The 23,098-nt window shown below is 60.5% G+C and carries 20 protein-coding genes and 1 tRNA gene; 9 read left to right on the top strand and 12 right to left on the bottom strand.

What is annotated here, in order from left to right; all coding sequences use genetic code 11:
• Positions 1-45: 45 nt before the first annotated feature.
• The 10 genes from Q2K57_RS16490 to Q2K57_RS16445 form a co-directional block, all read right to left on the bottom strand.
• A complete protein-coding gene (locus tag Q2K57_RS16490; protein WP_304525723.1) occupies positions 46-747 on the bottom strand; it encodes a M48 family metallopeptidase in 702 nt (233 codons plus the stop codon).
• A complete protein-coding gene (locus Q2K57_RS16485; RefSeq protein ID WP_304525722.1) occupies positions 744-4,106 on the bottom strand; it encodes a type I restriction endonuclease subunit R in 3,363 nt (1,120 codons plus the stop codon). Before Q2K57_RS16485 ends, Q2K57_RS16490 begins: the two co-directional genes overlap by 4 nt.
• 265 nt (positions 4,107-4,371) lie before the next feature.
• Positions 4,372-4,986 carry a Fic family protein gene (locus Q2K57_RS16480; RefSeq protein ID WP_304525721.1) on the bottom strand — a complete coding sequence of 205 codons (615 nt, stop codon included), beginning with the start codon at positions 4,984-4,986 and terminating at the stop codon, positions 4,372-4,374.
• A 151-nt stretch (positions 4,987-5,137) separates the two neighbouring features.
• The gene (locus Q2K57_RS16475; protein ID WP_304525720.1) at positions 5,138-6,319 is read right to left on the bottom strand and encodes a hypothetical protein; all 1,182 of its coding nucleotides are present in this window, start codon (positions 6,317-6,319) and stop codon (positions 5,138-5,140) included.
• A 17-nt stretch (positions 6,320-6,336) separates the two neighbouring features.
• A complete protein-coding gene (locus Q2K57_RS16470) occupies positions 6,337-7,578 on the bottom strand; it encodes a PD-(D/E)XK nuclease family protein (protein ID WP_304525719.1) in 1,242 nt (413 codons plus the stop codon).
• Positions 7,571-8,122: a hypothetical protein gene (locus Q2K57_RS16465; RefSeq protein ID WP_304525718.1), complete on the bottom strand. Its 552-nt coding sequence runs from the start codon at positions 8,120-8,122 to the stop codon at positions 7,571-7,573. The genes Q2K57_RS16470 and Q2K57_RS16465 overlap by 8 nt, the downstream gene beginning before the upstream one ends.
• A 104-nt stretch (positions 8,123-8,226) precedes the next feature.
• Positions 8,227-10,065 carry a DUF262 domain-containing protein gene (locus tag Q2K57_RS16460; protein WP_304525717.1) on the bottom strand — a complete coding sequence of 613 codons (1,839 nt, stop codon included), beginning with the start codon at positions 10,063-10,065 and terminating at the stop codon, positions 8,227-8,229.
• A gap of 54 nt (positions 10,066-10,119) precedes the next feature.
• Positions 10,120-11,388: a restriction endonuclease subunit S gene (locus Q2K57_RS16455; protein ID WP_304525716.1), complete on the bottom strand. Its 1,269-nt coding sequence runs from the start codon at positions 11,386-11,388 to the stop codon at positions 10,120-10,122.
• Positions 11,381-13,804, bottom strand: a complete 2,424-nt coding sequence (locus Q2K57_RS16450) for an N-6 DNA methylase (protein ID WP_304525715.1) — start codon at positions 13,802-13,804, stop codon at positions 11,381-11,383. Before Q2K57_RS16450 ends, Q2K57_RS16455 begins: the two co-directional genes overlap by 8 nt.
• A gap of 661 nt (positions 13,805-14,465) precedes the next feature.
• Positions 14,466-14,542 (bottom strand) — tRNA-Pro (locus Q2K57_RS16445).
• A 182-nt stretch (positions 14,543-14,724) separates the two neighbouring features.
• On the opposite strand from Q2K57_RS16445, the gene Q2K57_RS16440 reads away from it, so the two are divergent.
• Both Q2K57_RS16440 and Q2K57_RS16435 read left to right on the top strand, forming a co-directional pair.
• Positions 14,725-15,090: a CidA/LrgA family protein gene (locus Q2K57_RS16440; protein ID WP_304525714.1), complete on the top strand. Its 366-nt coding sequence runs from the start codon at positions 14,725-14,727 to the stop codon at positions 15,088-15,090.
• Entirely contained in the window at positions 15,087-15,815 is a 729-nt protein-coding gene (locus tag Q2K57_RS16435) for an LrgB family protein (protein ID WP_304525713.1), read from the top strand. Before Q2K57_RS16440 ends, Q2K57_RS16435 begins: the two co-directional genes overlap by 4 nt.
• Positions 15,816-15,976: 161 nt before the next feature.
• Here Q2K57_RS16435 and Q2K57_RS16430 read toward each other — a convergent pair whose 3' ends face one another.
• Entirely contained in the window at positions 15,977-16,345 is a 369-nt protein-coding gene (locus Q2K57_RS16430) for a hypothetical protein (RefSeq protein WP_304525712.1), read from the bottom strand.
• 289 nt (positions 16,346-16,634) lie between these two features.
• On the opposite strand from Q2K57_RS16430, the gene Q2K57_RS16425 reads away from it, so the two are divergent.
• From Q2K57_RS16425 to Q2K57_RS16405, 5 genes are all read left to right on the top strand, one after another.
• Positions 16,635-16,808 (top strand): DUF2970 domain-containing protein, encoded by a 174-nt coding sequence (locus Q2K57_RS16425; RefSeq protein WP_112055213.1) that lies wholly within the window; start codon positions 16,635-16,637, stop codon positions 16,806-16,808.
• A gap of 279 nt (positions 16,809-17,087) precedes the next feature.
• Positions 17,088-18,203, top strand: a complete 1,116-nt coding sequence (gene coxB / locus Q2K57_RS16420) for a cytochrome c oxidase subunit II (RefSeq protein WP_304525711.1) — start codon at positions 17,088-17,090, stop codon at positions 18,201-18,203.
• A gap of 63 nt (positions 18,204-18,266) precedes the next feature.
• Entirely contained in the window at positions 18,267-19,919 is a 1,653-nt protein-coding gene (gene ctaD / locus Q2K57_RS16415; protein WP_304525710.1) for a cytochrome c oxidase subunit I, read from the top strand.
• A gap of 152 nt (positions 19,920-20,071) precedes the next feature.
• Entirely contained in the window at positions 20,072-20,638 is a 567-nt protein-coding gene (locus Q2K57_RS16410) for a cytochrome c oxidase assembly protein (protein WP_304525709.1), read from the top strand.
• Positions 20,635-21,492 (top strand): cytochrome c oxidase subunit 3, encoded by an 858-nt coding sequence (locus Q2K57_RS16405; RefSeq protein WP_304525708.1) that lies wholly within the window; start codon positions 20,635-20,637, stop codon positions 21,490-21,492. The genes Q2K57_RS16410 and Q2K57_RS16405 overlap by 4 nt, the downstream gene beginning before the upstream one ends.
• Positions 21,493-21,517: 25 nt before the next feature.
• Here the strand turns inward: Q2K57_RS16405 and Q2K57_RS16400 are convergent, their stop codons facing one another.
• Positions 21,518-21,712 (bottom strand): DUF2909 domain-containing protein, encoded by a 195-nt coding sequence (locus tag Q2K57_RS16400; protein WP_304525707.1) that lies wholly within the window; start codon positions 21,710-21,712, stop codon positions 21,518-21,520.
• Positions 21,713-21,722: 10 nt separating this feature from the next.
• Between Q2K57_RS16400 and Q2K57_RS16395 the strand changes: the two genes are divergently transcribed.
• Both Q2K57_RS16395 and Q2K57_RS16390 read left to right on the top strand, forming a co-directional pair.
• On the top strand, positions 21,723-22,523 hold the full coding sequence (locus Q2K57_RS16395) for an SURF1 family protein (RefSeq protein WP_304525706.1): 801 nt from the start codon (positions 21,723-21,725) through the stop codon (positions 22,521-22,523).
• A gap of 2 nt (positions 22,524-22,525) precedes the next feature.
• Positions 22,526-23,062: a hypothetical protein gene (locus Q2K57_RS16390; RefSeq protein WP_304525705.1), complete on the top strand. Its 537-nt coding sequence runs from the start codon at positions 22,526-22,528 to the stop codon at positions 23,060-23,062.
• The last annotated feature ends 36 nt before the right edge of the window (positions 23,063-23,098 follow it).

Below are 23,098 nucleotides of genomic sequence, written 5' to 3'. Positions count from 1 at the left end.
TGCCAACTATGTTGACAGACTCCGATCACGGCACGTGAATGATCTTCAAACTCCCTCCACCTCGATGCCATGCCGGGCCAGCCAGGCCTTGCGCTGCTCATAGTCCGACATGGCCCGCTCCATAAGGCGCCAAAAGGCGGGTGTGTGGTGGGGCTCCATTAGGTGGACCAGCTCGTGGACGACCACATACTCGGCGATATGGCGTGGCAGCAGGATGGTCTTCCAGTGAAAATAGACTCGGTTGCCCTTGCCACAGGAGCCCCAGCGGTAGCCGAGGTCCTGCACCTTCACGCCGGTGGGTTCCACCCCCATACGCTGGGCGTGCTCCTTCACCCAGGCCGTGAGCCAGGCGCTGGCGCGATCGCTGTACCAGCGGATGAAGTGCGCTCTGGCATCGGTGAGTGCATCTTCGCGCAGCTGGAAGCGGCCGGCGACCAGCTTGAGTGGGGCCTCCTGATCGTCTGACGCGATCCGCTTGAGTCGGTAGCTGCGACCTAGATAGAGGAAGCCTTCGCCGTTGACGAACTCCTTCCGCGGCAGCCGGCGTTGGCTCTCGGCCTTCTGCGCCAGCTTCTGGTAGATCCAGTAGCGTTTCTCGGCCACAAAATCGTGCAGTAGCTGCGCATCGGTGCCCTTGGGGGTGGCGATGATCAGTTCGCCGTCACGGTCCACGGTAATCTCCAGCGTCTTGCGCCGGGCGCTCTCGCGGACTTCGAAAGCCAAGTCGCCCACTACTAGCCGGCTCATGCGTTCACCAGTCTCTCATGGTTGCTGCGGGCCAGGTCGAAGAGACGATGCGCGAGAGCTTCCACCTCGGTGATCGGCACCAGGTTCTTGGTGAACAGCTCTTCAAACAGCCGTCCCTTCAGTGCCTCCTGGTCGGCAACATGCGAGGGCTTCCAGAAGTCGGGAATGGCGATCTCCTGCTGGATTAGGCCAACCACCTCCTCGGTTGCTTCCAGTAGCTTTTTGGCGGTATCGGCATCCACTTGATCGGCCTCCAGGCCGCTGCTGGCCACCAGCTCGCGCCAGAAGGGCTCAGCGTGGGCCGGCATGTCGGGGATCGCCTCGCCCCCCACGTTGGCGCCGTCTCGCAGTTGCTGGATTAGTCCCCTGAGCGCTTCGACCTGTTCATCCCACTGGCCGTCGAGTTGCTGGAGCAGTTCTTCCAGGCGCTCACTAAGACGACTGTACTTCACCGGGTCTTCGTCCAGGTGCTTTCGCACATGGGAGCGGATGGCATGCTCCATCTCGGAGGCCTTGGCCCGTTCGCCCACCTGGCGGTCCATGTACTCATCGAAGTCTGCATCGGTGAGCTGTATAGGCGGGATGCGCGGGTCGATCCCCAGCGAAATCACATAGTCGTCGATGAGTTTGCGCACCTTGCTGCCGGTGTCCTTGCCTAGGTTGAGGGAATCCTTGTAGCGGTTGCGGGCCAGGGCGTGTATGTAGGCGAGCTGCTTGGCATCGTTGACGAACTCCAGTCCCTCCGGGCGGGGCAATACGTCATCTAGGGTCTGGTTGAACTCCTTGAGCTTGACCACGAACTCGGCCCGCAGGCGCTCGTCGGCCAGCACCTTCACTGCCTCTTCGCTGTCAGTCAGGCTATCTATCCCCTGGCTACGCAGCACGTCGATGACCCGCAAATGGCGGTCACGCAGCAGGGGTATCTCATCCTTGAGGCTGCGCAGGGCGCCGTCGATGTCCTCCTCGCTGTAAGCGGCCAGCGCCTCCTTGAGGTGGTTGGCCACGCCGAAGTAGTCCACCACCATGCCGTGCGTCTTGCCGTGACCGGTGCGATTCACGCGCGCGATGGCCTGCAGCAGCTCTGCCTCGCGGATGGAGCGATCCAGGTACATCACGCCCTCGATGGGCGCATCGAAGCCGGTGAGCAGCATCGACTTGACAATGAGAAAGGCCAGCGGATCGGCCTTCTGCGGGTCTTCATGGGTAAGCGGCTTCTTGAAGCGCTTGATATGGCTCTCGACGGCGCCGCGATCACTCCACTTGGCCCAGGCAGAATCATCATTATTGCCGCTGCTGAACACCACGGCGAACTCCAGCTGCTGCAGCACATCGCGATAGCGCCAGGCCTGAATGGCGGCCTTGATCCGCGGTGGCCGCGTGAGCAGCTGAGTGTCATCGAGCGCCTTGTCTTGCGGAGAAAGCGCCTCGGCTTCCGCGAGCAGCGCTGCCTTGGCCGACTCGAGGGCCTCGAAGTAACGCATGGCCGCCCGGCGGCTATAGGCTACCAGCTGCGCCTTGTAACCATTGGGTAGGATGTGGGTGACGTAGTGGCGAAGGATGTCCTGGGCCTTCTCCTGGATGAGCTGAGGGGCTTCGAATATCTGCCCCTTGGTGGCGTACTTCTTCCTGATGGCCTCCAGCTCGTCCTTGGTGTGCTCGCGGAACAGGTCCTCGAAGAGGCCATCGAGGCTGGCGCCCTCCTTGATGGCTCCCTTGGCGGTGCGGCCTTCATAGAGGATCGGCACCGTGGCACCATCCTGTTCCGCTTCCTTGATGGTGTAGCGGTCGATGTACTCGCCGAAAATGTCGTGGGTGCGTTTCTTGTCACCCATTATGATGGGCGTGCCGGTGAAACCGATGCGGGCGGCGTTGGGTAGGGCGCGCAGCATATTGGCGTGCAGGTCGCCAGCCTGGGTGCGATGCGCCTCGTCCACCAGGATCAGGATGTCCTCACTGGTGTTGAGCACCTCGAAGGGTGCTCTCAGGCTCGGCTTCTTCGGCGTCTTGTCCAGGCGGCTAGGCTCTGCTGCATCGCGCCGGCCGCTGTCCAGTTCATGCTCCTTGCCGTGATACTCGTCTGTCGTTGACTCTTCGCGCTTGCCGGCGGGTTCGTCGGTATCTGGGTCGCGGTATTTCTGAATAGTGCCAAAGACCAGGCCAGGGCCTTCCCGCGCCAGCAGCTTCTTCAGGCTTGCGGTGTGGCTCGCCTTCTCGACGCTTTCGCCGGTCAATTCTGCGGTGGCCGACAGCTGGGCCTGGAGGTCCTTGCGGTCGGTGATGACCACTACCTTGAAGCGACGCAGTTCGGGATCGGTACGCAGCTTGCGCACCAGGAACACCATGGAGAGGCTTTTGCCACTGCCTTGCGTGTGCCAGACGATGCCGCCGCGTCGATCGGCCTCGCCGTCCTCGTGGCGCGTCTTGCCGGTCTTCAGCCGTTCGATGGCGCGTGTCACGCCGCGAAACTGCGGGTAGCGGCACACCAGCTTGATGTCCTGGCCACCTGGGTTCATGAACAGGGTGTAGTGACGCACGATGTCGAGCAGGTGGGTCTGGGTGAGCATGCCGGCCACCAGGCGCTGCTGCGCCGAGAGATCCGCCACGCCCAGATCGATGGCCACCTCGGCTTCCCGTCTCGGGGCGACCGTTTTCCAGCTCAGGTAGTGGGAGAAGCCTGCGCCGATGGTGCCGACTCGGGCCTCATCGAAGTTGCTGGCCACCAGGAACTGACTGGTCGCGAATAGAGCCGGGGCGCCCTCATGCTCTTCCACCTCGAAATCCAGATGGCGCTGGTCATGGTAGCGACGCAGCTGATCCACCGCCTCGGGTATGCCCTCCGGCACGGTGCGGCTCTTGCACTCCACCACCACCAGCGGGATGCCGTTGACGAACAACACCAGGTCAGGGATCACATGGCCCTTGGCCGAGTCGTGGCCCGGCGGACACTTCACCTTGAACTGGTTGACCACCGTGAAGGTGTTGTTGGTCGGCGTGTCCCAATCGATGAACCGCAGTGTCTGGCCGCGGCCACCGTCCCAGCCCTCCAGGCCCTCGACGGTCAGGCCACCGACCAAAAGCTCGGTGGCCAGCTTGTTGGCCTCCATGACCTTGCTGGCCGGCAGGCGCGTGATGGCCGATACCGCCTGATCCAGCCGCCTTTCGTCCAGCCAATGCTCTCCATGGTGCAGGTTGATGGCGCGGAGCCGCTGGCGCAGGATCGGCTCCATCACGACCTTAGCGAAGCTCTCTCGATGAGTCACTGCCGGGTCATCCAGCGAACCGGCGATGTATTTCCAACCCTGACCGACTAGCTGATCGATGAAAGGCTTCTCTACGTCCGTGTACTCGGGTCCTGCCATGCCATGGCTCCAAAGGTTGATGTAAGTTCTTCGATGGTAGCGAATGCCCTTTATCGTAGTAACCTGAATGCAGGTTCTTGGGAAAGCGCGTAAAATGATACTTATCTGATGAGGAGGGCACCCATGACAGCTTCGACAGCGCTCAAGAAACGTCGCACAGTGGGCCGCAAGGCCTTGCTGAAGGCCGTTTCCACATCCACAGCCGTGGAAACAGGTAAGCCCAGTCATGCCATTGAGGTGAAACTGCGTTCTGGCAAGTCCCGCTTTAAGTCCCTACCGCTCGCCTGACCCGCTCCACCATCGGTTCGTAGTCGCCTGCCAGCCCGGTGTGGATTGCGCCGATATAGGACGCCTTGTTCTTACTCCAGTCGTCATAATCCAGTAGTCCTAGTCCAGACTGGAAGGCCATGGCGTCTGCCAGAAGGCGGGCGATGCGGCCGTTGCCCTCCCGGAATGGGTGCACCAAGATCAGTTCGACATGCACTTGGGCAATAGCGCGTATCGTTTCCTCCTGGCTCATGTCATTGCAAGGTGTCAGTTGGCTCAGCCATTTCTTATCCAAATCCCGCAGCAAAGGGGGGAGCTGTGCAGCCGCCGCGAAAGGGAAGCCATCCTTCTCCAGATTGACCTGTCGCTCTTCACCGGCCCAGTCATAGAGACTACCAAGCCAACGGCGGTGCCACTGCTTCAGTAAGGCAACATCGAGAGGCTGGTCCTCTTCCAATGACTCGAACACCTCCGCATAGAGCTTGAACAAAAGCTCGGCCTCGGCTTCGTCCAGGCTCTCTTGATCGGTAAGCCCGATCTTGTTGGCCATCACACGGCCGTGTGAACCAGGCTCAGCGCTACCCTGCAATCCCGTGGCACGATATCGGTTCATGCCAAATCTGCTCCTGCGTGACTCATTGGCATGTCTATACCCCTCGCCTGGACCGCTCCGATCATCAAGTTTGAGCGGTTAATTCTGCTGGTGTTGGTGCCCTTGAACAGCGGCTTGCAGCTTGTGTGGCAATCGTCTGCAGCCATTCTTCTCACTTGGCCATCGCCTTCAGCCGCGGCCTGAAAGCGTTGACGAAGTGATTGAGCTGCTGTGCCAGCCAGTTCCGGCATTCGTCATCTGTTGCGAACTCATTGAGTCGAGCGTAGCTCGCGAACCCTGATCTGTCGGGGGCGCTTTGCTGGCGCTCGCTTGTGCCATGTGGCAACTCCCCGAGAATGTGCTCCCGCTCTTCATTGAGGACATCGAGTACCTGCGGGATCTCCGACTTCTTGCCGGTCAGAAACACGCCGCAGATACCCTCTCCCATGGAGCGGTAGGCGGTGATCCAGATGCCGGGGTAGGGCAGTTGCACCCTGACGTGGTTGCGGGGCCGGTAGAGCGGTGATTCCTGCTCCGGGTCATCGAAGCTGAGGCGGGTGAGGGGTTCCCACCAGGCACGCTCGTTGGCTACCGCGACGGACTCGCCGCCACTCTCAGCTTCGCCTTCGTCGCTGATGTCGTGCAGCGAGCCGCTGTCACCTGATTGAACATGAACGAAAGTGCGTTCTATGGTCTCTGTCTTGGCGACTACCCTCGGCTGGACCACCAGGCCCTGGTCACCGAACTCGTAGAGGGCGACTTCCACCAGCCCGAAGCTGAACCCCATGGCGGCGTTGCGGGTGATCAGCTCGGCCATGCCGCTGGTGCCCTCGCGAATGCCGTCACCAGCGATCAATAGCAGGAACCGGCCCTCACGCAGGGCACGCGCTGCGGCGTCCACGAAGGCGGCCTCATCCAGGTCCGGCTGCAGCTCACGGGCGGCCTCGAAGGGGGCGTTTCCTTTCCGACCAGTTGCCGCGGCCACTTGCCGCTGGAGGTCCGCGTAGCTCCAGCGCGAAACCGCGCGGGCGTAGTCGAGGATCTGCGCGATGACCTTGCGACGAGCCTCAGGGTTGCGCCAGAGCTTGCACTCCACCAGCGTGAGCCGGCCCGATGGGCTGATGAAGGCCGCATCCACCGGCCCGGCTTCGGTCTGTAGCTCGGTGCAGAGAGGCACCAGGGGCGCGAAAGAGGGATCGACTTCTTCGATCGGCAGCAGGTCGGGGTGCTCGGCCAGCAGGTCGCGCAGCCAGGCTTCGTTGCGGCCGTCGGTAAAGCCCAGCTGCACCTTGCGAGCCGTCTCGAAGCCGCCGCTCTCGTCCTGTCTGAGAAGGATATTTCCGTAGGTTGGCATCGGTTCTTCCGCGTCTATTACTGGCTACACAACTTTTTGGCTTTTTCAGCCAGCTCCACTTGGTGCGCCACAATATCGGCAATCAGTGTGCGGCGTATCTCGTCGTCCAGCAGGCCTACGGCAGCAGTATTGAATGAGTCAAAATTGATGATCTTTTCGTCATCGCCTGCCTCCGGGTTGAAGTAGTAACAGACCAGCCAGTCAGCATGGTTGTCTGCCACAGCATTGCCTTTACCCCATTGCTCTCGGAAGGCGTCTCGCAGGCTCCCGGCTGCGACAACAGTGCCAGCCTCATCTTCCACCCTGAGGCCATAATGAACGGCATGGTAGAGGTTGGTATACAGGCACACAGCCTTGCTACCCACCTCGCCGATCGGCAACTTGAACCCGATATGCTTGTTGTTTTTGTTCTTCGAGTAGTAGTCCGAGGAAATGGCCCTGATATTCTTGCCACCGTAGACGGTCGGCGTGACGCCAAATTCATCCGTCAGGGCATCGCTCAGTTCTTTCCAGAACACCTCCTGGATAGAGGCCTTGGCCTTGGGAAGGGATTTCTCGACTTCCAGGGCCTCCTGGAATCGTTCCATATCCCCCTTCAGCTCACCGGCTACCAGATCGTTCATCGTTCCTCCCTTCCCTGTCAGGTTACGAATCAATTGAAGATACTGCTGGATGGCATGCGCTAACTCCGGCTTGTGATGGCTGCGATCGATGCATTTCTGCAACCAGCCTGCGATGTGATGCGCGAACGACAGGCAGACCACATCGTCCTCGCTCAACTCCTTGAGGCTCATGGTCGATGGCCGCTTTCCCCCTAGGGTCAGATACGCCAGGGTGACGGTCTTTCTTCCCTCCGCACGACGTTGCAGCTCGTGATAGTAGTCATGCAGCTGGGCATTCTGGTCTGCCGCATCGATCTTCAACTCGACCCCGATAATGTCGGTCGGTGACTCGATGACCATATCGACTCGACGCTTTTCCGCAGTGGGCAGTTCACGGCGCACCCGAAAGTGTTGCCCCCCGTGGCTTGGGATACCCAGCACACCATCGAGGAACAGGTCCAGAAAGGCACTGCCTTCGCCGTGACGACCCTGCGGGTTCAGTAGCTCATGCAGAAAGCGTGAGTGGGTTTCGGCCTCGTCACGGTGGACCTTGAGAATCGAGAAGATGTTGAAGCGCTCTCCCCTCTGGTTCGCTCGTTCACGGGCCTGGCCGACCATTTCCATGAGGTCATCGCTGATCAGCGTCTCATCAATCATCTGTTTCTCCCTTTATCCAGGCGTGTGAACGCCTTGCAAGCTCCGTTGCACTGGTCTGCAAGACTGACTCGAGAGCCATCGAGTTCAAGTGTTGCTGTGCGTGATCGTGAGTAATGATGTCGGCCCCGGTTGCCTTCAGTTCCTTCAAGGCGGCCAAGGCCTCTTCTCGCCGTTCAGTTTCGAGCCGAAAGGGCAGAGTCACGGAGATGAGCGGCTCAAGCCCTCGCTGGATGACTTCATTGGCCACGATGGTCAGAGCGCCTGTACCAGCGCCACCACCCAACCCGGCCATCAGCACCACCTTCCCGCTGTGGGGAAGAAGCGCCCTGATGTCTGCTAGCGACTCCTCCGCGGCTAGGCGGCCCCGCGCCGGTGACGATGCATCTTTGCCGCCGCAGCATTGCGGGCCTATGACCAGCTGCTGATCCTGCGGTAATGACGCGAGGGGTTCCTCATCGGTATTGATGGCCAGGAAGCCACCGCCCATTAGCCTGTGCGCTTGCCAGGCCAGCTGAAGGCCGGCGCCACCGATCCCGATGACCATATATTCACTCATCCTTGATTCCCTCTAGCCGTTCAAGGGCAGCACTTCCTTCCATGAGATCGCACTGATCCTGCTGCCCAAGGGGTGATGAGCGCGGGCAGCGCTCAGATCGTCTGTGCCTCACTATCCGCAGCGACTGGTGCTTCTTCATCCGCCCCTGCCAATGGTTTCTTGCCCATGGCCTTCTCGATGATCTCGAGCAGGCGCTGCTTGCGCTGCTGGTAGAAGGCGTTGAAGTCATCGGCGCGCAGGGCCTCGGTGGGGATGCGGTGGCCTTCGAGGATGGCATCCATCGCCGCGTCATCGAGCTGGACCTGCTTATGGTCCTGCAGGCGGGCCAGGTACGCCGAGGGCGCGTCACCCCCGATCATGCGGTTGGTGCGGGCGGAGATCGGCGTCTTGTTGATGATGGCGTCGTAGACGCGGTAGGACAGCCCCTGATCCTCGCACCAGGCACGCGGGAAGATGTGGTGAATATCCAGCGCTACGTCCTGTTTATCCAGTTCCTGAATATCGCCCTTCCAGAAGAAGTCGTTGGCCCCTTCACGCAGGATCAACACGTTGATGCCCTTGTAGGCGGCGCTGTTTCGGCTGCGCAGGGTCTCGAGGCGGGAGGGATCGAAGGAGGCGTCGATCACGGTGCGCGGCAGCTCGCTGTCGTTCTTGAACCACACCATTAGCTCTTCCAGGTCCAGGGCGATGCGGGTCTCGACGGCGCCGCCGTAGAGCTCACCCAGCACGCCGCTCCAGAACCAGCGCGTGAGCTTGGCGTGGATGCGAGGTTCGCGCCAGCGATCGCCCAGCAGGGTCATCACCGCCGCCAGAGGCACCAGCTGGGTGGCGTAGGGCATCTCGCGGCGGCTGTAGAAACACTCACCCTTCAGGAAGTAGGCGGCCTCGATGAAACCCTTCTCCACGGCATCGGCCCAGCGCTGGTAGGCCTCTAGCGGCAAGTCGAGAACCGAGGCACGCTTGGCGCTGACCGGGCGCACCTGCTTGCCAGTCTTACCGTCCAGTAGGTCCTGATGCTTGCGCTCATGGGTATGCAGCAGGGTGATGGCCTGGAGCAAGTCGGTGCTCTCGACATCTGCCAGCAGCTCGTGATTCTCGAGGCGGGCCTTGCGCGAGGGCACCTTGCGGATGTCGGAGCCGAACCAGTCGTCGCGCAGGTTGTAGCCCTCGGCGGCATAGCTTGCAGTGATCAGCTCGAACACCGAGAGCTGCACGCCGCCGGTATTCACCTTCTCGAACACCAGGCAGACCGCCTCCTTGGAGGTCTCCTTCTTCAGCTCGATCACCGGCAGCTGGTAGGCGGAGAAGGCGCCGAGGATCTTCTTCTGGAACTCCAGGAAATCCCCCATGGCCTCCTGGTTATAACGGAATAGATCCTGCAGCCAATCGGAGGGATCGAGGATCTTGTCGCAGGGGAAGAGCAGCTGCTCGCACTCCAGCTGTCGGGTGGAGAGGTCCCGGTCCACCTCGCGGCCGAAGTTCTTGTGGGTCTGGCGGTTGACGTCCACCGCCACCACGGCTTCCTCCAGGCGATCCTCGCCTTCCAGCGCCGTGCGAATGTCGAAGTAGTAGTGGCGCCGGATCTTCTTGCCCTTGGCGGTGCGGGTATTCACCGGAGAGGTCAGGCCGACTGCCTGGGTCAGGCTGGTGAGGCGCTGCTGGCCGTCGAGGATCAAATGGTCCGGGTCGTTGGTGACGCTGTTCGGATCGATGCCCTCCACCGGGCGGGTCTGGAAGCGCACCTCGCCGCCGGTTTCCATCAGCATCACCGCGCCCACCGGGAAGGAGCGAGCGATGCTGACCAGCAGGCTCTTCACGTGATCGTCGTCCCACACCCAGCCGCGCTGGAAGTCGGGCAGCTGAATCTTGCCGTTGGTGATGTCCTTGAGCAGCTCGGGCAGCGAGCGCTTGGTGCTATCGAAGGTGGTCATGGCAATTCCCTTTGCGATGTAATCTTGGTGTTGTGTCGTTGTGCGAGCCCCGGTCTATGCCGGGGTAGTGGCCTGGTCTTTTCCGAGAAGCGGGGTGACGCGTACGCGGCCCGTGAGGAGGTCGTCCATTAGCCCCTGTTTTTGAAGCTGCAGTTTCGCGAGCTGGCCAGCCTCAGTTTTTAGCCATATTTGAATTTTGTCGTATTCCGAACAAATGAACTCTTGCTCAAACCTTGACGGCTTTGCTACTGGGACACGGCTAAGCTGGGTGCGATTTATGGTGTAGAGTCCTGAGCTGGTGGAGCAAGTTGCTCTCCAGTAGCTTCTGACGAAATTCGAGTTCATCCATAGAGATGTAAAGCCCGGCAACAGATCATTGGCTCTGAGCCTAAATAGATGGTTCTGGAAGGTCAGCCCGGCAGCTTCTGAAGTTACTTTTGCACACCGGCCAATCTCATTGGGGTTGGCATGACCTTCTACTATTAGGAGATCACCTAAGAGTAATGATCTGGCATCCAGCTCTGCTGGGGTCATCTCAAGTAATGCAATTTCATCGAGCAATAGCTGGTCACGATGGACATTCGCTACACGCAGGTACGGAGTTGGGCTCTTATTGGGACGACGGTGGGCGCCGAGCGTTATCCCGCTTGTGATCTCAAACTCTTCTTCAGCCGAGCTAACGCTCCACTCCCTCGGAATCAACCCCAGCGGCGACTCCTTGTAGATCTCCGGCGCTTGCTCGGGGCTGGGGCGGAGCTGGCCGTTCTCGTCGATGCCGCGGGTCAGCAGGTCGTGGAGCAGCCCCTCCTTGACCTTCTCCAGCTTGGCGATCAGCGCTTCGGTCTTCTGGATCTGGACGTCGATGGTGTCGAGGATGCGGGCGATGAGCCGCTGCTCATTGACCGGAGGGGCTTCAATTCGAAGCTGGGCCAGATCCCTGACTGATAAGTGTTTGACGGTCGTCTGAGGAGTTTTCTGGTGAATATCCTGAAGCTCGGGCTCGAGGAGCCAGAAGAGGTACCCGTCATCCAATTCGGCAGTGGACGTAAAAACCTTGCATACCCGCTGGTTTAGTAGTGCTTTCCCCTTGGCCCAGCGAACGATGTTGAAGTCGCCATCCATCCCGATAAGGATGTCACCATCATGAATGACAAAATCATCGGGATAAGGTCCGATAAAGTATGTTTCAAGTTCGCCGGCAAGGAGGTCCCTGATTCTGATGAGGGGCACGCCGTCTTCCTGTGAAAAGCCTTCTGATGGAAAGGGGAAGCCAGAAAGGACCTCGGTGTGATCGCCAAGTTGGAGTGATTTCCACTCAGACATACCCCAGCCCCTCCAGATACTGCTGCAGCTCTCGGGCGGCGGCGTCGCGCTCGTCTTCGATGTTGGCCAGCGTCACCCGGTACTTGTCCCACCAGGCCTCGAAGGCGGCGATCACCTGCTGGCGCTGCTGGCGGATATAACGCTCGAGAATGCCCTTAAGATCGTTGTGCAGAATGTCACCCACCAGTTCGGCGGCGGCGGGTTCGTCTAGGGTGTCCACGGCCTGGTTCAGGCGCGTCTCGAAGTTCGCTACCTTGGCCTTGTGCGCTTTGCGCACCTGGGTGCGTTCCTTCTTCCAGGCCTTGACCTCAACCTCGGTGGGGGCGTCGTCGTCCTCGTCGCTCTGGGCTTCCGCGTCGTCGCTGTCGTCGCTCTCCGGTTTGGCCTCGGCGGCCTTGATCCGGGCGTCCAGCTCCGCCTTGCGGGCGGCGAGTTCCTCCAGCTCGGCCACATAGTCCTCGAGCAGGAAGTGCACCAAGCGGTGATCCAGCGGATTGGCCTTGCTCTGCTCATCCTCCAACAGGCTATTGATCGAGGTGCGCCAGGCGTCCACCACGCCCAGGCAACCACGGGCCTGCAGTGTGCGGAACTCGTTCTTGTTGTCGAACCAGAAGCCGGCAATGATGCCGCGCACTGCGAAGCGGTCGAGCATGGCCAGGGGTTCGAGGGCCGCGGTGAAGCTGCCCAGCAGCTCGTCGCGCAGTTGAGTCAGGCGGCCGTCGTTGCCGGAAAGGGTGGTGATGCTGGCGCCGTGCTCGGCCCACCAGGCCTCGAAGGCGGCCATTGCGCGGGCTTCCTTATCGCTCAGGCCGGCGTCGCTCTCGATGGCGGGCTTGAGGTCGCGTTTCTCTTCAAGCCGCTCGGCGAAGTCCACATAGTCGGCGTCGTTCGCCCGAGGCATGAACAGCGCCATGGGGTCGAGGCCCTGGGCGTTGAATAGTGGGCGCCTGGCGTCGATCTCGGCCACCGGTACGCCGCCCTTGAGGTGGGCGCGTACGTCCTGAGGTTCCGGCGGCGGGGTGTTGTCGGCGTAGCGGCGGATGTTGAGGTTGTAGTTGTTCTCGCGTAGCTCCGAAAGCGGCACGGCACGGGCGAAGCCGGGCACCTCCGAGAAGGACTCGAAGGTGCTGGCGATCTTCTCGATATGCTCCGGCAGCAGGTAGTTCTGGGCGCGCCCCTCGTAGTATTCACGGTCGGCGTTGATGAACAGCACCTTGCCCTGGCGCTCGGCGGGCTTGGCGCCCTTACCGCGCAGCACCAGGATGCTGGCCGGGATGCCGGTACCGTAGAAGAGGTTGGGGGCCAGGCCGATCACCGCCTCCACCAGGTCGTCTTCCAGCAGGCCGGCGCGGATGCGCTTCTCGTCGCCGCCGCGGAACAGCACGCCGTGGGGCATGACGGTGGCCAGCATGCCATCGGCTTTGAGGCTCGCGACCATGTGCTGCAGGAACATCAGGTCGGCCTTCTTGGCGCCTTCCGGTACCTGGCCGTAGTGGAAGCGCTCCGGAAACTGCTGGCTGGGAGTGAAGCCAATGGAAAAGGGTGGGTTGGTGAGGATGCGGTCGAAGCGCATCAGCTCGCCGCCTTCGACATGCTGTGGATCGGTTAGGGTGTCGTCGTTGCGCAGGTCGGCACTGCTGATGCCGTGAAGAAGCATGTTCATCTTGGCGATGGCCCACACCGAGCCCGAGGCCTCCTGGCCGAACACCGAGAGCCGACGCGGGTCGCCGCCTTGCTCTTCCAGGTATTCCTTGGCGTGGATCAGCATACCGCCCGAGCCCATGCAGGGATCGTAGACGCTGTGGCCTTCATCGGGCGCCATCAGCCGCACCATCATGCGGACCACCGGGCGCGGGGTGTAGAACTCGCCGCCCTTCTTGCCGGCCGAGTCGGCGAAGTCGCGGATCAGGTACTCGTAGGCGGCACCCAGCAGGTCGGGGAACTCGAAGTCCTCGTTGCGCAGCCGGTACTCGCTGAAGTGGACGATCAGGTCGCGTAGCTTCTTGTCCGGCAGGGTGGTGGAGCCCACCTTGCGGGTGAAGTCGATGTGCTCCAGTACCCCGGCGAGGCTTGGGTTGTGCTCTTCCAGACCCGCCAGCGCCTTGTTCAGCGCATTGCCGACGCCCTGGTGGGCTTCCTTGAGCAGGTACCCCCAGCGTGCCTGCTCGGGTACGTAGAAGGTGGACTTGTACCAGCTCGTCATCTCGATGACGTGAGCGATGTCTACCTCGCTCTTGCCGGCCTGGCGCAGTTGCTCGCGGACTTCCTCCTGACGCTCCTCGAAGACATCCGAGCAGCGCTTCAGGAACAGCATGCCGAAGATGTATTCCTTGAACTCCGAGGCGTCCATGCGACCACGCAGGATGTCGGCCGCCTTGAACAGATGCCGTTCCAGCTGGTTGAGGGTGAGGATCATGTACTGCGATTTCCTGTGTTCGATGGGGTGGCCACTTCATGCAACCGTGATGATATGCGTCTATCTCATCAAACTTGAGCGGGGAAGGCTATGCGATGGGCAGAAAAGGACCGGTGAATTCGTTCAGATATTTCTGCGCTAGACCAGTTATGGCAATCAACATGTCAGGCAGGGTGGGGATGGGCTACATTGCAACGCTGTCCTTAATACAACGCTTTTTTGGTGCATGTTATATGGGAACGTGGAATGTCCATTCAGTGATATGCCACGTCAGGAGGCTTTGGGATCGCTCCAACTGAGTAGCAGGGCGCGGCTGCATGGACAGGTTCGGTAGTTGAGATGGCACGGATATACATCTTCATCTGCTAAAAAGGCTATCCAGCCTGAGAGCTTCAAGGGATGAGCTGCAGCCAGCGCAGGGCCAGGCCTGATCTGGACGGCTTGAAGCTAACCAGGGTTTGGTCAGTTCTGTCAGTAGGCTGTCGGTGCCTTTTAGGATACTTGAAAGGAGGAGGGCAGACATTGGCCAATGTGGATTTCGAATTCAGTGCGGTGTTGCTGGTTGTTTCCACCGACTGCTACCTATTTGCTACCTAAAATGGAGGGCATAAAAAAACGGCCACCGCTCTAGGAGCTAAGTGGCCGTTTTTCTTGATATTTCTGGTCGGAGCGACTGGATTCGAACCAGCGACCTCTGCAACCCCATTGCAGCGCGCTACCAAGCTGCGCCACGCTCCGACTCTGGTTCTTGGCAGTGCCTTTCGGCTCCTGTGTCCCGAGAACGAGGCGTATACTAGCGCGAGATGCCGGCAATGGGAAGCCCCTTAAGCGCTTTTTTTTCAAAAGCTTGGCTGGATGGTTGGGCTGCACCTAGACGAAAGGGGTAAACTGTCCTCAGCTAAGAATGGAGGAGGGCAGGCATGTCATTGATCGTTGGGTTTATCATCTTGCTGGGATGTCAGTTCCTGGGTGAGCTGATCGTTCGAGGGTTCAGTATTCCCGTTCCGGGGCCGGTGATGGGCATGGTGATTCTGCTGGTCGCCTTGCTCATCAATGGGCGAGTGCCGGATGGCCTTCGCAAGACTGGTCAGGGGCTGTTGAACTATCTGACCCTGCTGTTTGTGCCGGCCGGTGTCGGGATGATGGTGCACTTCCAACTGATTCAGGCTGATTTCTGGACGATCGTCGTCACGCTGTTCGTGTCCACGGCGGTGACCCTTGCCGTCACGGCCAAGGTCATGATGTGGATGAACCAGCGAGTCGGCGGGGCAGAAAAAACCAAATGAACTTCGTCGCATTGGACCAAGTCTGGGTCTACCTGTCTGGTAACCCCCTGCTCTCGCTGCTGGTGACGCTGGCCGCCTTCTATCTGGCCACGCGAATCAACATCCTGCTTGGCCGCACGCCCTTGCTGCACCCGGTGGTGATTTCGATCGTACTGCTGATCAGTTTCCTGTTGCTCAGCGGCATTGAATACAGCACCTACTTCGAAGGCGCCCAGTTCATTCACTTCCTGCTCGGCCCGGCCACGGTAGCGCTGGCGATACCGCTCTATGACCACCGGGAGCGAGTTCAGCGGCTGATATGGCCGATCATGGTCGCCTGTGTCACCGGCATCGTGACTGCCGTTGGCTCGACACTTGGCATCGCCATGCTGATGGGAGCGAGCCGGGAGACACTGCTGACACTTGCGCCCAAGTCGGTGACTTCGCCGATCGCGATGGGTATCGCCGAGCAACTGGGCGGGATTCCATCGCTGGCAGCGGGACTGGTCTTGCTGACCGGGTCGATCGGCTGTGCCCTGGGCCCCTGGATATTCAGACTGCTACGCATCAAGGACCCGACCGTTCAAGGTTTTACCCTGGGGCTGGCGGCTCATGGCTTCGGCACGGCGCAAAGTTTCAGCTCTATCGGTGCGCTGGCTGGCGCCTTTGCGGGTCTCGCCATGGGCCTGACAGGGTTGGTGACGGCCTTCCTGCTGCCGCTGATCGTGGCGCTGTTTGGTATCTGAGGTCACAGAATGGCTGCGAGGTTGCTGACTACGTCATTCGTGCTCGAGTGAGCTGGGCTCAAGTGAACTGGGCTCGGGTGAACTGGGCATGAGGGAGACGCGGCTGAGTACGACCCGTCTGGGTGAAACCCGCTTGCCTGAGCTACTCGGCCCACGATTGCTTATATCTCTTCCCACACCCGCTGGCGAAATTCTTCGGCCATCTCGCTGACCTTATCCATCCGGTGCAGGTGAGCATTGATGAAGTCCTGCATGACATCCTGATAACAGCTGCCCACGACAGCCGGGTCCTTGAGTGTCTGCTGATCGGACAGGCACTTGATGATCTGCTGCTGGCTGGTGGCGCAGGCGGTCAGCAGCTCGGCTTCCATCTGCATGGCATCAAAGAGCGTTTCCATCCATGCAACCTGCATGCGGGCAAACGGGCTCGCCGTCCCCATCCAGTGATTCAGCCACCAGTTGATGACCGGGTCGCTGGCCTCTCGAACTGCTAAAGGCAGCTGGGTGATATTATCGGCTTGCTTTGTCATCACTCCTCCTTTCTCTACCGTCGTTGTCTTGTATAGCGATCTTTAATCATCATGTTTTTTATAAGCCATCTTCAGGTTCTTGCTTGGCGTTGCATCCTGGTTTGGTAATAGCTGACTAATAATTATCAGGTAATTATTTGCTCCACCGATGCAGGTCTTTCGCCACTCTTGAGTATAGAAGCGCCAGGTCGCCGTGCCGTGCGGAAATGGCGTTTTTCACCCATTCTCTGATGGAAGTCGGCTTTTTTGCGCAAAGTGACTGGGTGATGAGCGAACGCAGGAGGCGATGATGTGGCAGGTGATCAAGTCGGTGCTGGCGGCCTTCTTCGGGGTGCAGAAAGAGCAGCAGCGCAAGAAGGACTTCGAAGAGGGCAAGCCGGTCACTTTTATCATTGTCGGCCTGCTGATGGCGCTGGTGCTGGTGGTGGGCGTCTTCATGCTGGCCATGAGCGCGGCAGATTAGGGAAGGCCGGGTTGGTGTCGGAACCTGGATGGCGTCCGGGTGAGTGACCCTACGAACGTTGATGGCTGCGTTTAGTGATTGCGCATACCCTGAATAAGGATTTCTCGTCAACCTTTCTATACTCATCTTAGCCGTTGCTTACCTGAGCCATGGCAGATCGTGGCTTCAGCAGTAGGCCAAAGATGGCAGGGAAGTCAGGAAAGTCAGGAAAGTTAGGGACGTCAGAAGTGCGGGCGGCGTGCTCACAATGACCGTGACCAGATAGACAAGGAGGAGCCGATGCGCAATTTGCCTGGTGTGGTGGCAGCCGTTGGCGGTAGCGTCTGGCTGACTCGTTCGGCTCTGGTCCATGGCTGGAACATGCCGCTCGGCGTGACAGCCCTCAGCCGTGATATTCACGGCTTGCACATGACGATCTTCTGGATCTGCGTGGTGATCGGCGTCGTCGTGTTCGGCGTGATGTTCTACTCCCTCTTCCGCTACCGTCGCTCCCGGGGCGCCAAGGCCTCTCATTTCCACGAAAACACGACCGTTGAAGTGATCTGGACGGCGGTTCCCTTGCTGATTCTGGTCGGCATGGCATTGCCGGCGACCGCCACCCTCAAGCAGATGTATGACGCCAAGGACGCCGATCTGGACGTGATGGTCACGGGCCAGCAGTGGCGCTGGCACTATGAATACCTGGGCGAAGACGTTGCCTTTACCTCCAATCTCACCACTCCTCGCGATCAGATCGATGGCCTCGCCGCCAAGGGCGAGAATTACCTGCTAGAAGTTGACGAGCCGCTGGTGCTGCCGGTCGGGCGGAAGGTGCGTTTCCTGCTGACCTCCGATGACGTGGTTCATTCCTGGTGGGTGCCTGACCTCGCCGTCAAACAGGATGCTATTCCCGGGTTCGTCAACGAAAACTGGGTGCGTATCGAAACGCCCGGCACCTATCGCGGCCAGTGCACCGAACTGTGCGGACGTAACCATGGCTTCATGCCCGTGGTGGTCGAAGCCATGGAACCCGAGGCCTTTGATACCTGGCTCGCCGAGCGCAAGCAGGCCGCGGCCAGGGAAGCCAGCGGTGTTGATCGTGAGTGGGCCATGGACGAATTGATGTCTCGTGGCCAGCAGGTCTATGAGTCGATCTGTGCTGCCTGTCATCAGGTCGATGGCTTGGGGAATCCGCCGGTCTTCCCAGCATTGGCCAACAACCCGGCCCTGATGGCCGAGCGGGATCGGCACATCACTACCGTCATCAATGGTGTGGCAGGCAAGCCGATGCCGGCCTTCAGCAGCAGCCTGAGCCCGGTGGAGATTGCCGCCGTGATTACCTATGAGCGCAATGCCTGGGGCAACGATACCGGGGATAGCGTGCAGCCGTCGGAGATTCAGGCAAGGCTCGAATAGCCGGCCTGACGGCTCTTGTTCGCGACGCCCGAGTCGCGATCACCCGAATGACAGGAGATACCGATGGCGCCCAAGCTACCTCCACAGTTACCACCACAGCACCCCCTCGAGCAGACCGGTGAAGCCTCTGGAACGGCGGGTCATGCCGACGCCGGCTACCACCACGGCCCCAGAGGCCTGCTGCGCTGGCTATTGACCACCAATCACAAGGAGATCGGTACGCTCTACCTGATCTTCTCGCTGACCATGTTTTTCATTGGCGGGATTTTCGCTCTGGTGGTGCGCGCCGAGCTCTTCCAGCCCGGCTTGCAGCTCGTGCAGCCCGAGTTCTTCAATCAGATGACCACCATGCATGGGCTGATCATGGTGTTCGGTGCGGTCATGCCGGGGTTTGTAGGCCTTGCCAACTGGATGATTCCCTTGCAGATCGGGGCGCCAGACATGGCGCTGCCCCGACTCAACAATTTCAGCTTCTGGCTGTTGCCGGTCGCTTTCACGCTGCTGCTGTCGACGCTGCTGATGCCGGGGGGCGGGCCCAACTTCGGCTGGACCTTCTATGCGCCGCTGTCGACCACCTACTCGCCGCCTTCCACGACTTTCTTCATTCTCTCGCTGCACATGGCGGGCATCAGTTCGATCTTGGGTGCCATCAATATCATCGCCACCATCCTCAACCTGCGTGCCCCGGGCATGCGGATGATGGATATGCCGCTGTTCGTCTGGACCTGGCTGATCACGGCCTTCCTGCTGATCGCGGTGATGCCGGTACTGGCCGGTGTCATCACCATGATGCTGCTGGATATCAACTTCGGCACCAGCTTCTTCAATGCCGCGGGCGGCGGCGATCCGGTGATGTTCCAGCATATCTTCTGGTTCTTCGGCCATCCCGAGGTCTACATCATGATTCTGCCGGCGTTCGGTATCGTCTCGGCCATCATCCCGACCTTCGCTCGCAAGCGGCTGTTCGGCTACGCCTCGATGGTCTATGCCACGTCCTCGATTGCCATCCTGTCGTTTCTGGTCTGGGCGCATCATATGTTCGCTGTCGGCCTGCCATTGGTGGCCGAGCTGTTCTTCATGTACACCACCATGCTGATTGCGGTGCCTACCGGGGTGAAGGTGTTCAACTGGATCGCCACGCTGTTTCAGGGCTCGATTTCCTTCGAGACGCCGATGCTGTTCGCGCTGGCTTTCGTGGTGCTGTTCAGTATCGGCGGCTTCTCCGGCCTGATGCTGGCCATTGCCCCGGCCGACTTCCAATATCACGACACCTACTTCGTGGTCGCGCATTTCCACTATGTGCTGGTGCCGGGGGCGGTCTTCGCCATCATGGCCGCCGTTTACTACTGGCTGCCCAAGTGGACCGGCCATTACCCCAATGAACGACTCGGCCGCTGGCATTTCTGGACCTCGGTCGTGGGGGTGAACCTGACCTTCTTCCCGATGCATTTCTCTGGCCTGGCCGGCATGCCGCGTCGCATACCTGACTACGCGCTGCAGTTTGCTGACTTCAACATGGCCTCGAGCATCGGTGCCTTGCTGTTCGGCACCTCGCAGCTGCTGTTCGTGTTGATGATCATCAAGTGCGTGAGAGGGGGCGAGAAGGCGCCGGCCAAGGCCTGGGACGGTGCCGTGGACCTTGAATGGACGGTGCCGAGTCCCGCGCCGTTGCACACCTTCGAAACGCCACCGCGGTTCCAGCATCAAGAGCGCTAGCATCACGAGCACTAACACTAAGAGCATTAGAACGTGCAAAGACGTTAGCGACGAGCATCGGGGCTGGTGAATGGTGTCTGGGCTGGGGACGGGCGTCGGGAAAGGGTGTCGGGGTTGTGAGGGGCATCTGGGCTGCTGAGGGAGGAAGGCTCATGACGGGAGTGCAGCGCACGGTAACGCGGACATTGGTGGTCCTGCTGGCGATGTTTGTCTTCGCCTTTGCCCTGGTGCCCCTGTATGACGCCTTCTGTCGAGTGACCGGCATCAACGGCAAGGTCGAGAACACCGCCCAGGCACTGATCCGTGACAGCATCGATGAGTCTCGTGTGATTACCGTGCAGTTCATCACCCGAGGCAGTGCCGGGCTCCCCTGGAAACTCGAGGTGCTCGACCGCCAGGTGCGCGTGCACCCCGGCGCGGCGACCGAGGTTCATTTCGCTTTCACTAATCATGGCAAACAGGCGGGCTGGGGCCGGGCGGTACCCAGCGTGTCGCCCTCCGAGGCGTCGCTGTATATGCGCAAGGTGACCTGCTTCTGTTTTCAGGAGCAGCGACTCGACGCCGGTGAGCGCTATGAGGCGCCGCTGGTCTTCCAATTGACCCGCGACCTGCCCGATGACATCAAGACGGTGACGCTGGTCTACACCCTGTACCCGGTAGACGATAAGGCGCTGGCCAATAAGAACCCGGTCGTTGTCGTTCCTGGAGGTGAAGCATGAGTGGCAGCTACTACGTTCCCCCGCAGAGCAAATGGCCGGCGCTGGGCTCTCTGGCCGTCGGGGTCATGATGGCGAGTCTCGGCATGCAGTTGGTTCACGGCACCGGTGGGCTGGTCATGACGCTGGGCATGGCGGCAGTGCTGACGGTGATGTGGTTGTGGTTTCGTGATGTGGTCCGTGAGTCTCGCCAGGGGCTATATGACGCACAGATGGATCGCTCTTTTCGCTGGGGGATGGGCTGGTTCATCTTCTCGGAAGTGATGTTCTTCGCAGCCTTCTTCGGCGCGCTCTTCTATGTGCGGGTGTTCGCCGTGCCCTGGCTGGATGGCGAAGGCGCCAAGGGGGTGGCGGCGCTTTTGTGGCCTGACTTTACCGCCAGCTGGCCGCTGATGAATCCGCCGAGTGCCGCCATCAGCGGGCCCCGTGAGGTGGTGAGCCCCTGGCAGCTACCGCTGGTAAATACGATTTTTCTGGTCAGTTCCAGCGTCACTCTGACGATCGCCCATGAGGCATTGAAGGAAGGGTACCGGAAGACGACCCGCAACTGGTTGATCGGCACCATTCTGCTGGGGGTGTGTTTCCTGGTCGTTCAGGGCATCGAGTACTACGAGGCCTATCACCACTACGGCATCACGCTGCAAGCGGGTATCTACGGTTCGACCTTTTTCCTGCTGACCGGCTTTCACGGCGCACACGTCACCATCGGTGCCATTACCTTGAGCGTGATGCTGATGCGGGTGATGCAGGGGCACTTCAATCGTGAGGATCACTTTGGTTTCGAAGCGGCCGCCTGGTACTGGCACTTCGTCGATGTGGTCTGGATCGGTCTGTTCATCTTCGTGTACGTCTTCTGAGACCCGTGCCTGAGGAGTCGCTGATTCAGGGACTCGCCAGGTCGCCGAAATAGAAGCCGTAGGCCAGCAGGGCGAACAGCAGCACAGCAAGACTGACGCGCAGCTTGAGGGATATCAGCAGACGGCGTGAGCGTCCCTGATCACGCAGCAGGAACCCGGCGCCGGCCGCCAGGCTCGCGACCATGCAGACAAACACCAGAGTGATCAGGGCTTTCAACATGAGGGGCTCCGTGAGTCAGAACCATTTCAGTTCAAGCAAGCGCGCGCCGACTGTCAAGGTCGTCCTGCTCTGGTGGGTCTTCTGGGGGCTGCTGGTGGTGTTGGGGCTGGCGCTGGGGCAATGGCAGTGGCAGCGCGCCGCAGAGAAGGAAGCCTATCTGGCAGCGCTTGCCGCGGCGCCTACGCTGGTCTCGCCGCAACAAGCGCCACCGGAAGGCGCAACGCTGATTCTCGAGGGGCGCTATCAGGCCGATGAGACCCGCTTTCTGGACAATCGGACGCATGAAGGTGAGCTGGGCGTGGCGGCCTTGACGCCATTGCGGGGTGCCGATGGTCGGCTGTGGTTGATCGAGCGCGGTTTTATGCCTACCGGTGTCAGCCGTGAGGCACCGACGGTGGCCACCCCCGAAGGAGTCGTCACCCTCAAAGGGCAGTGGCAGCAGGATGGCAAACGCGCGCCGCTGTTTGGTGCCAATCAGGAGGGCCTGAGGTTGCAGCGGATCCAGCTCGATGCCTGGGATGAATTGGGTGGCTTTGCCCAGCCGGGTTGGCTGCACCTTGAGGAGGGGCCCGGCCTGTTGAGTCCTTGGTGGGAGCCCAGCGTGCTGCCGCCCAGCCGCCACCTGGGCTATGCCGTGCAATGGTGGGGGCTGGCGGCTGCCGCTCTGGTGGTGATGCTGCTGGGAGGCCGGCGTCTACGGCGAGCCCGCCAGTCTGCGCATGTAGCCGAACATGTGTCAGGGAATGTGTCCGAGAGTGTGTCCGAGAGTGTGTCCGAGAATGCCGATGCTTCCCGTCAGCAGGAGTCTTAGCCATGACGTACGTTAACCGCCAGCGCCTGAAACTGCTGACACTGATAGCCGTCTTTGCTCTGCCGCTGTTGGTGGCCTGGGTGATGGTGGAGTGGCGTGTGGGCATTCCCGATGCGCGCACGGCGCATGGCGAACTCAAGCCCGAGGTGCCATCCCTAGGCGCTTGGCCGCTGGAAGGGACGAGGCCACCGGCGTCGGCCGATGGCTGGCTGTTGGCCTTCGACTGCACGCTGGATTGCGACCAGATGGCCGACCAGTGGTGGCGGTTGCATCGTGCACTCGGTAAGGAAGCGACCCGAGTACGCCGGCTGCGTATCGATGCCGCCGCGCAGGGCAGCGCCGATGCTCTTCCGGGTGAAACCCGACTTCGCTGGACTCGAGAGCCTGATTGGCAAGCCCCTGGCCAGGTCTGGATCGTTAGCCCGCAGGGGCAGGCGGTTCTGGGCTACCGTGCCGGCGTCGATCCCTATGACGTGCTCGATGATCTAAAGCAGCTGTTGCGCATGAACCCTGAGCCCATCGTGAAGGTGAACGGTTAGCCGGGCTAGCTTGACGCAGCAGAGGTATGAGAGAGG

The organism is Halomonas sp. I5-271120 (assembly GCF_030553075.1).
Classification (GTDB): domain Bacteria; phylum Pseudomonadota; class Gammaproteobacteria; order Pseudomonadales; family Halomonadaceae; genus Onishia; species Onishia taeanensis_A.
This window is presented reverse-complemented; position numbering and strand designations above follow the sequence as displayed.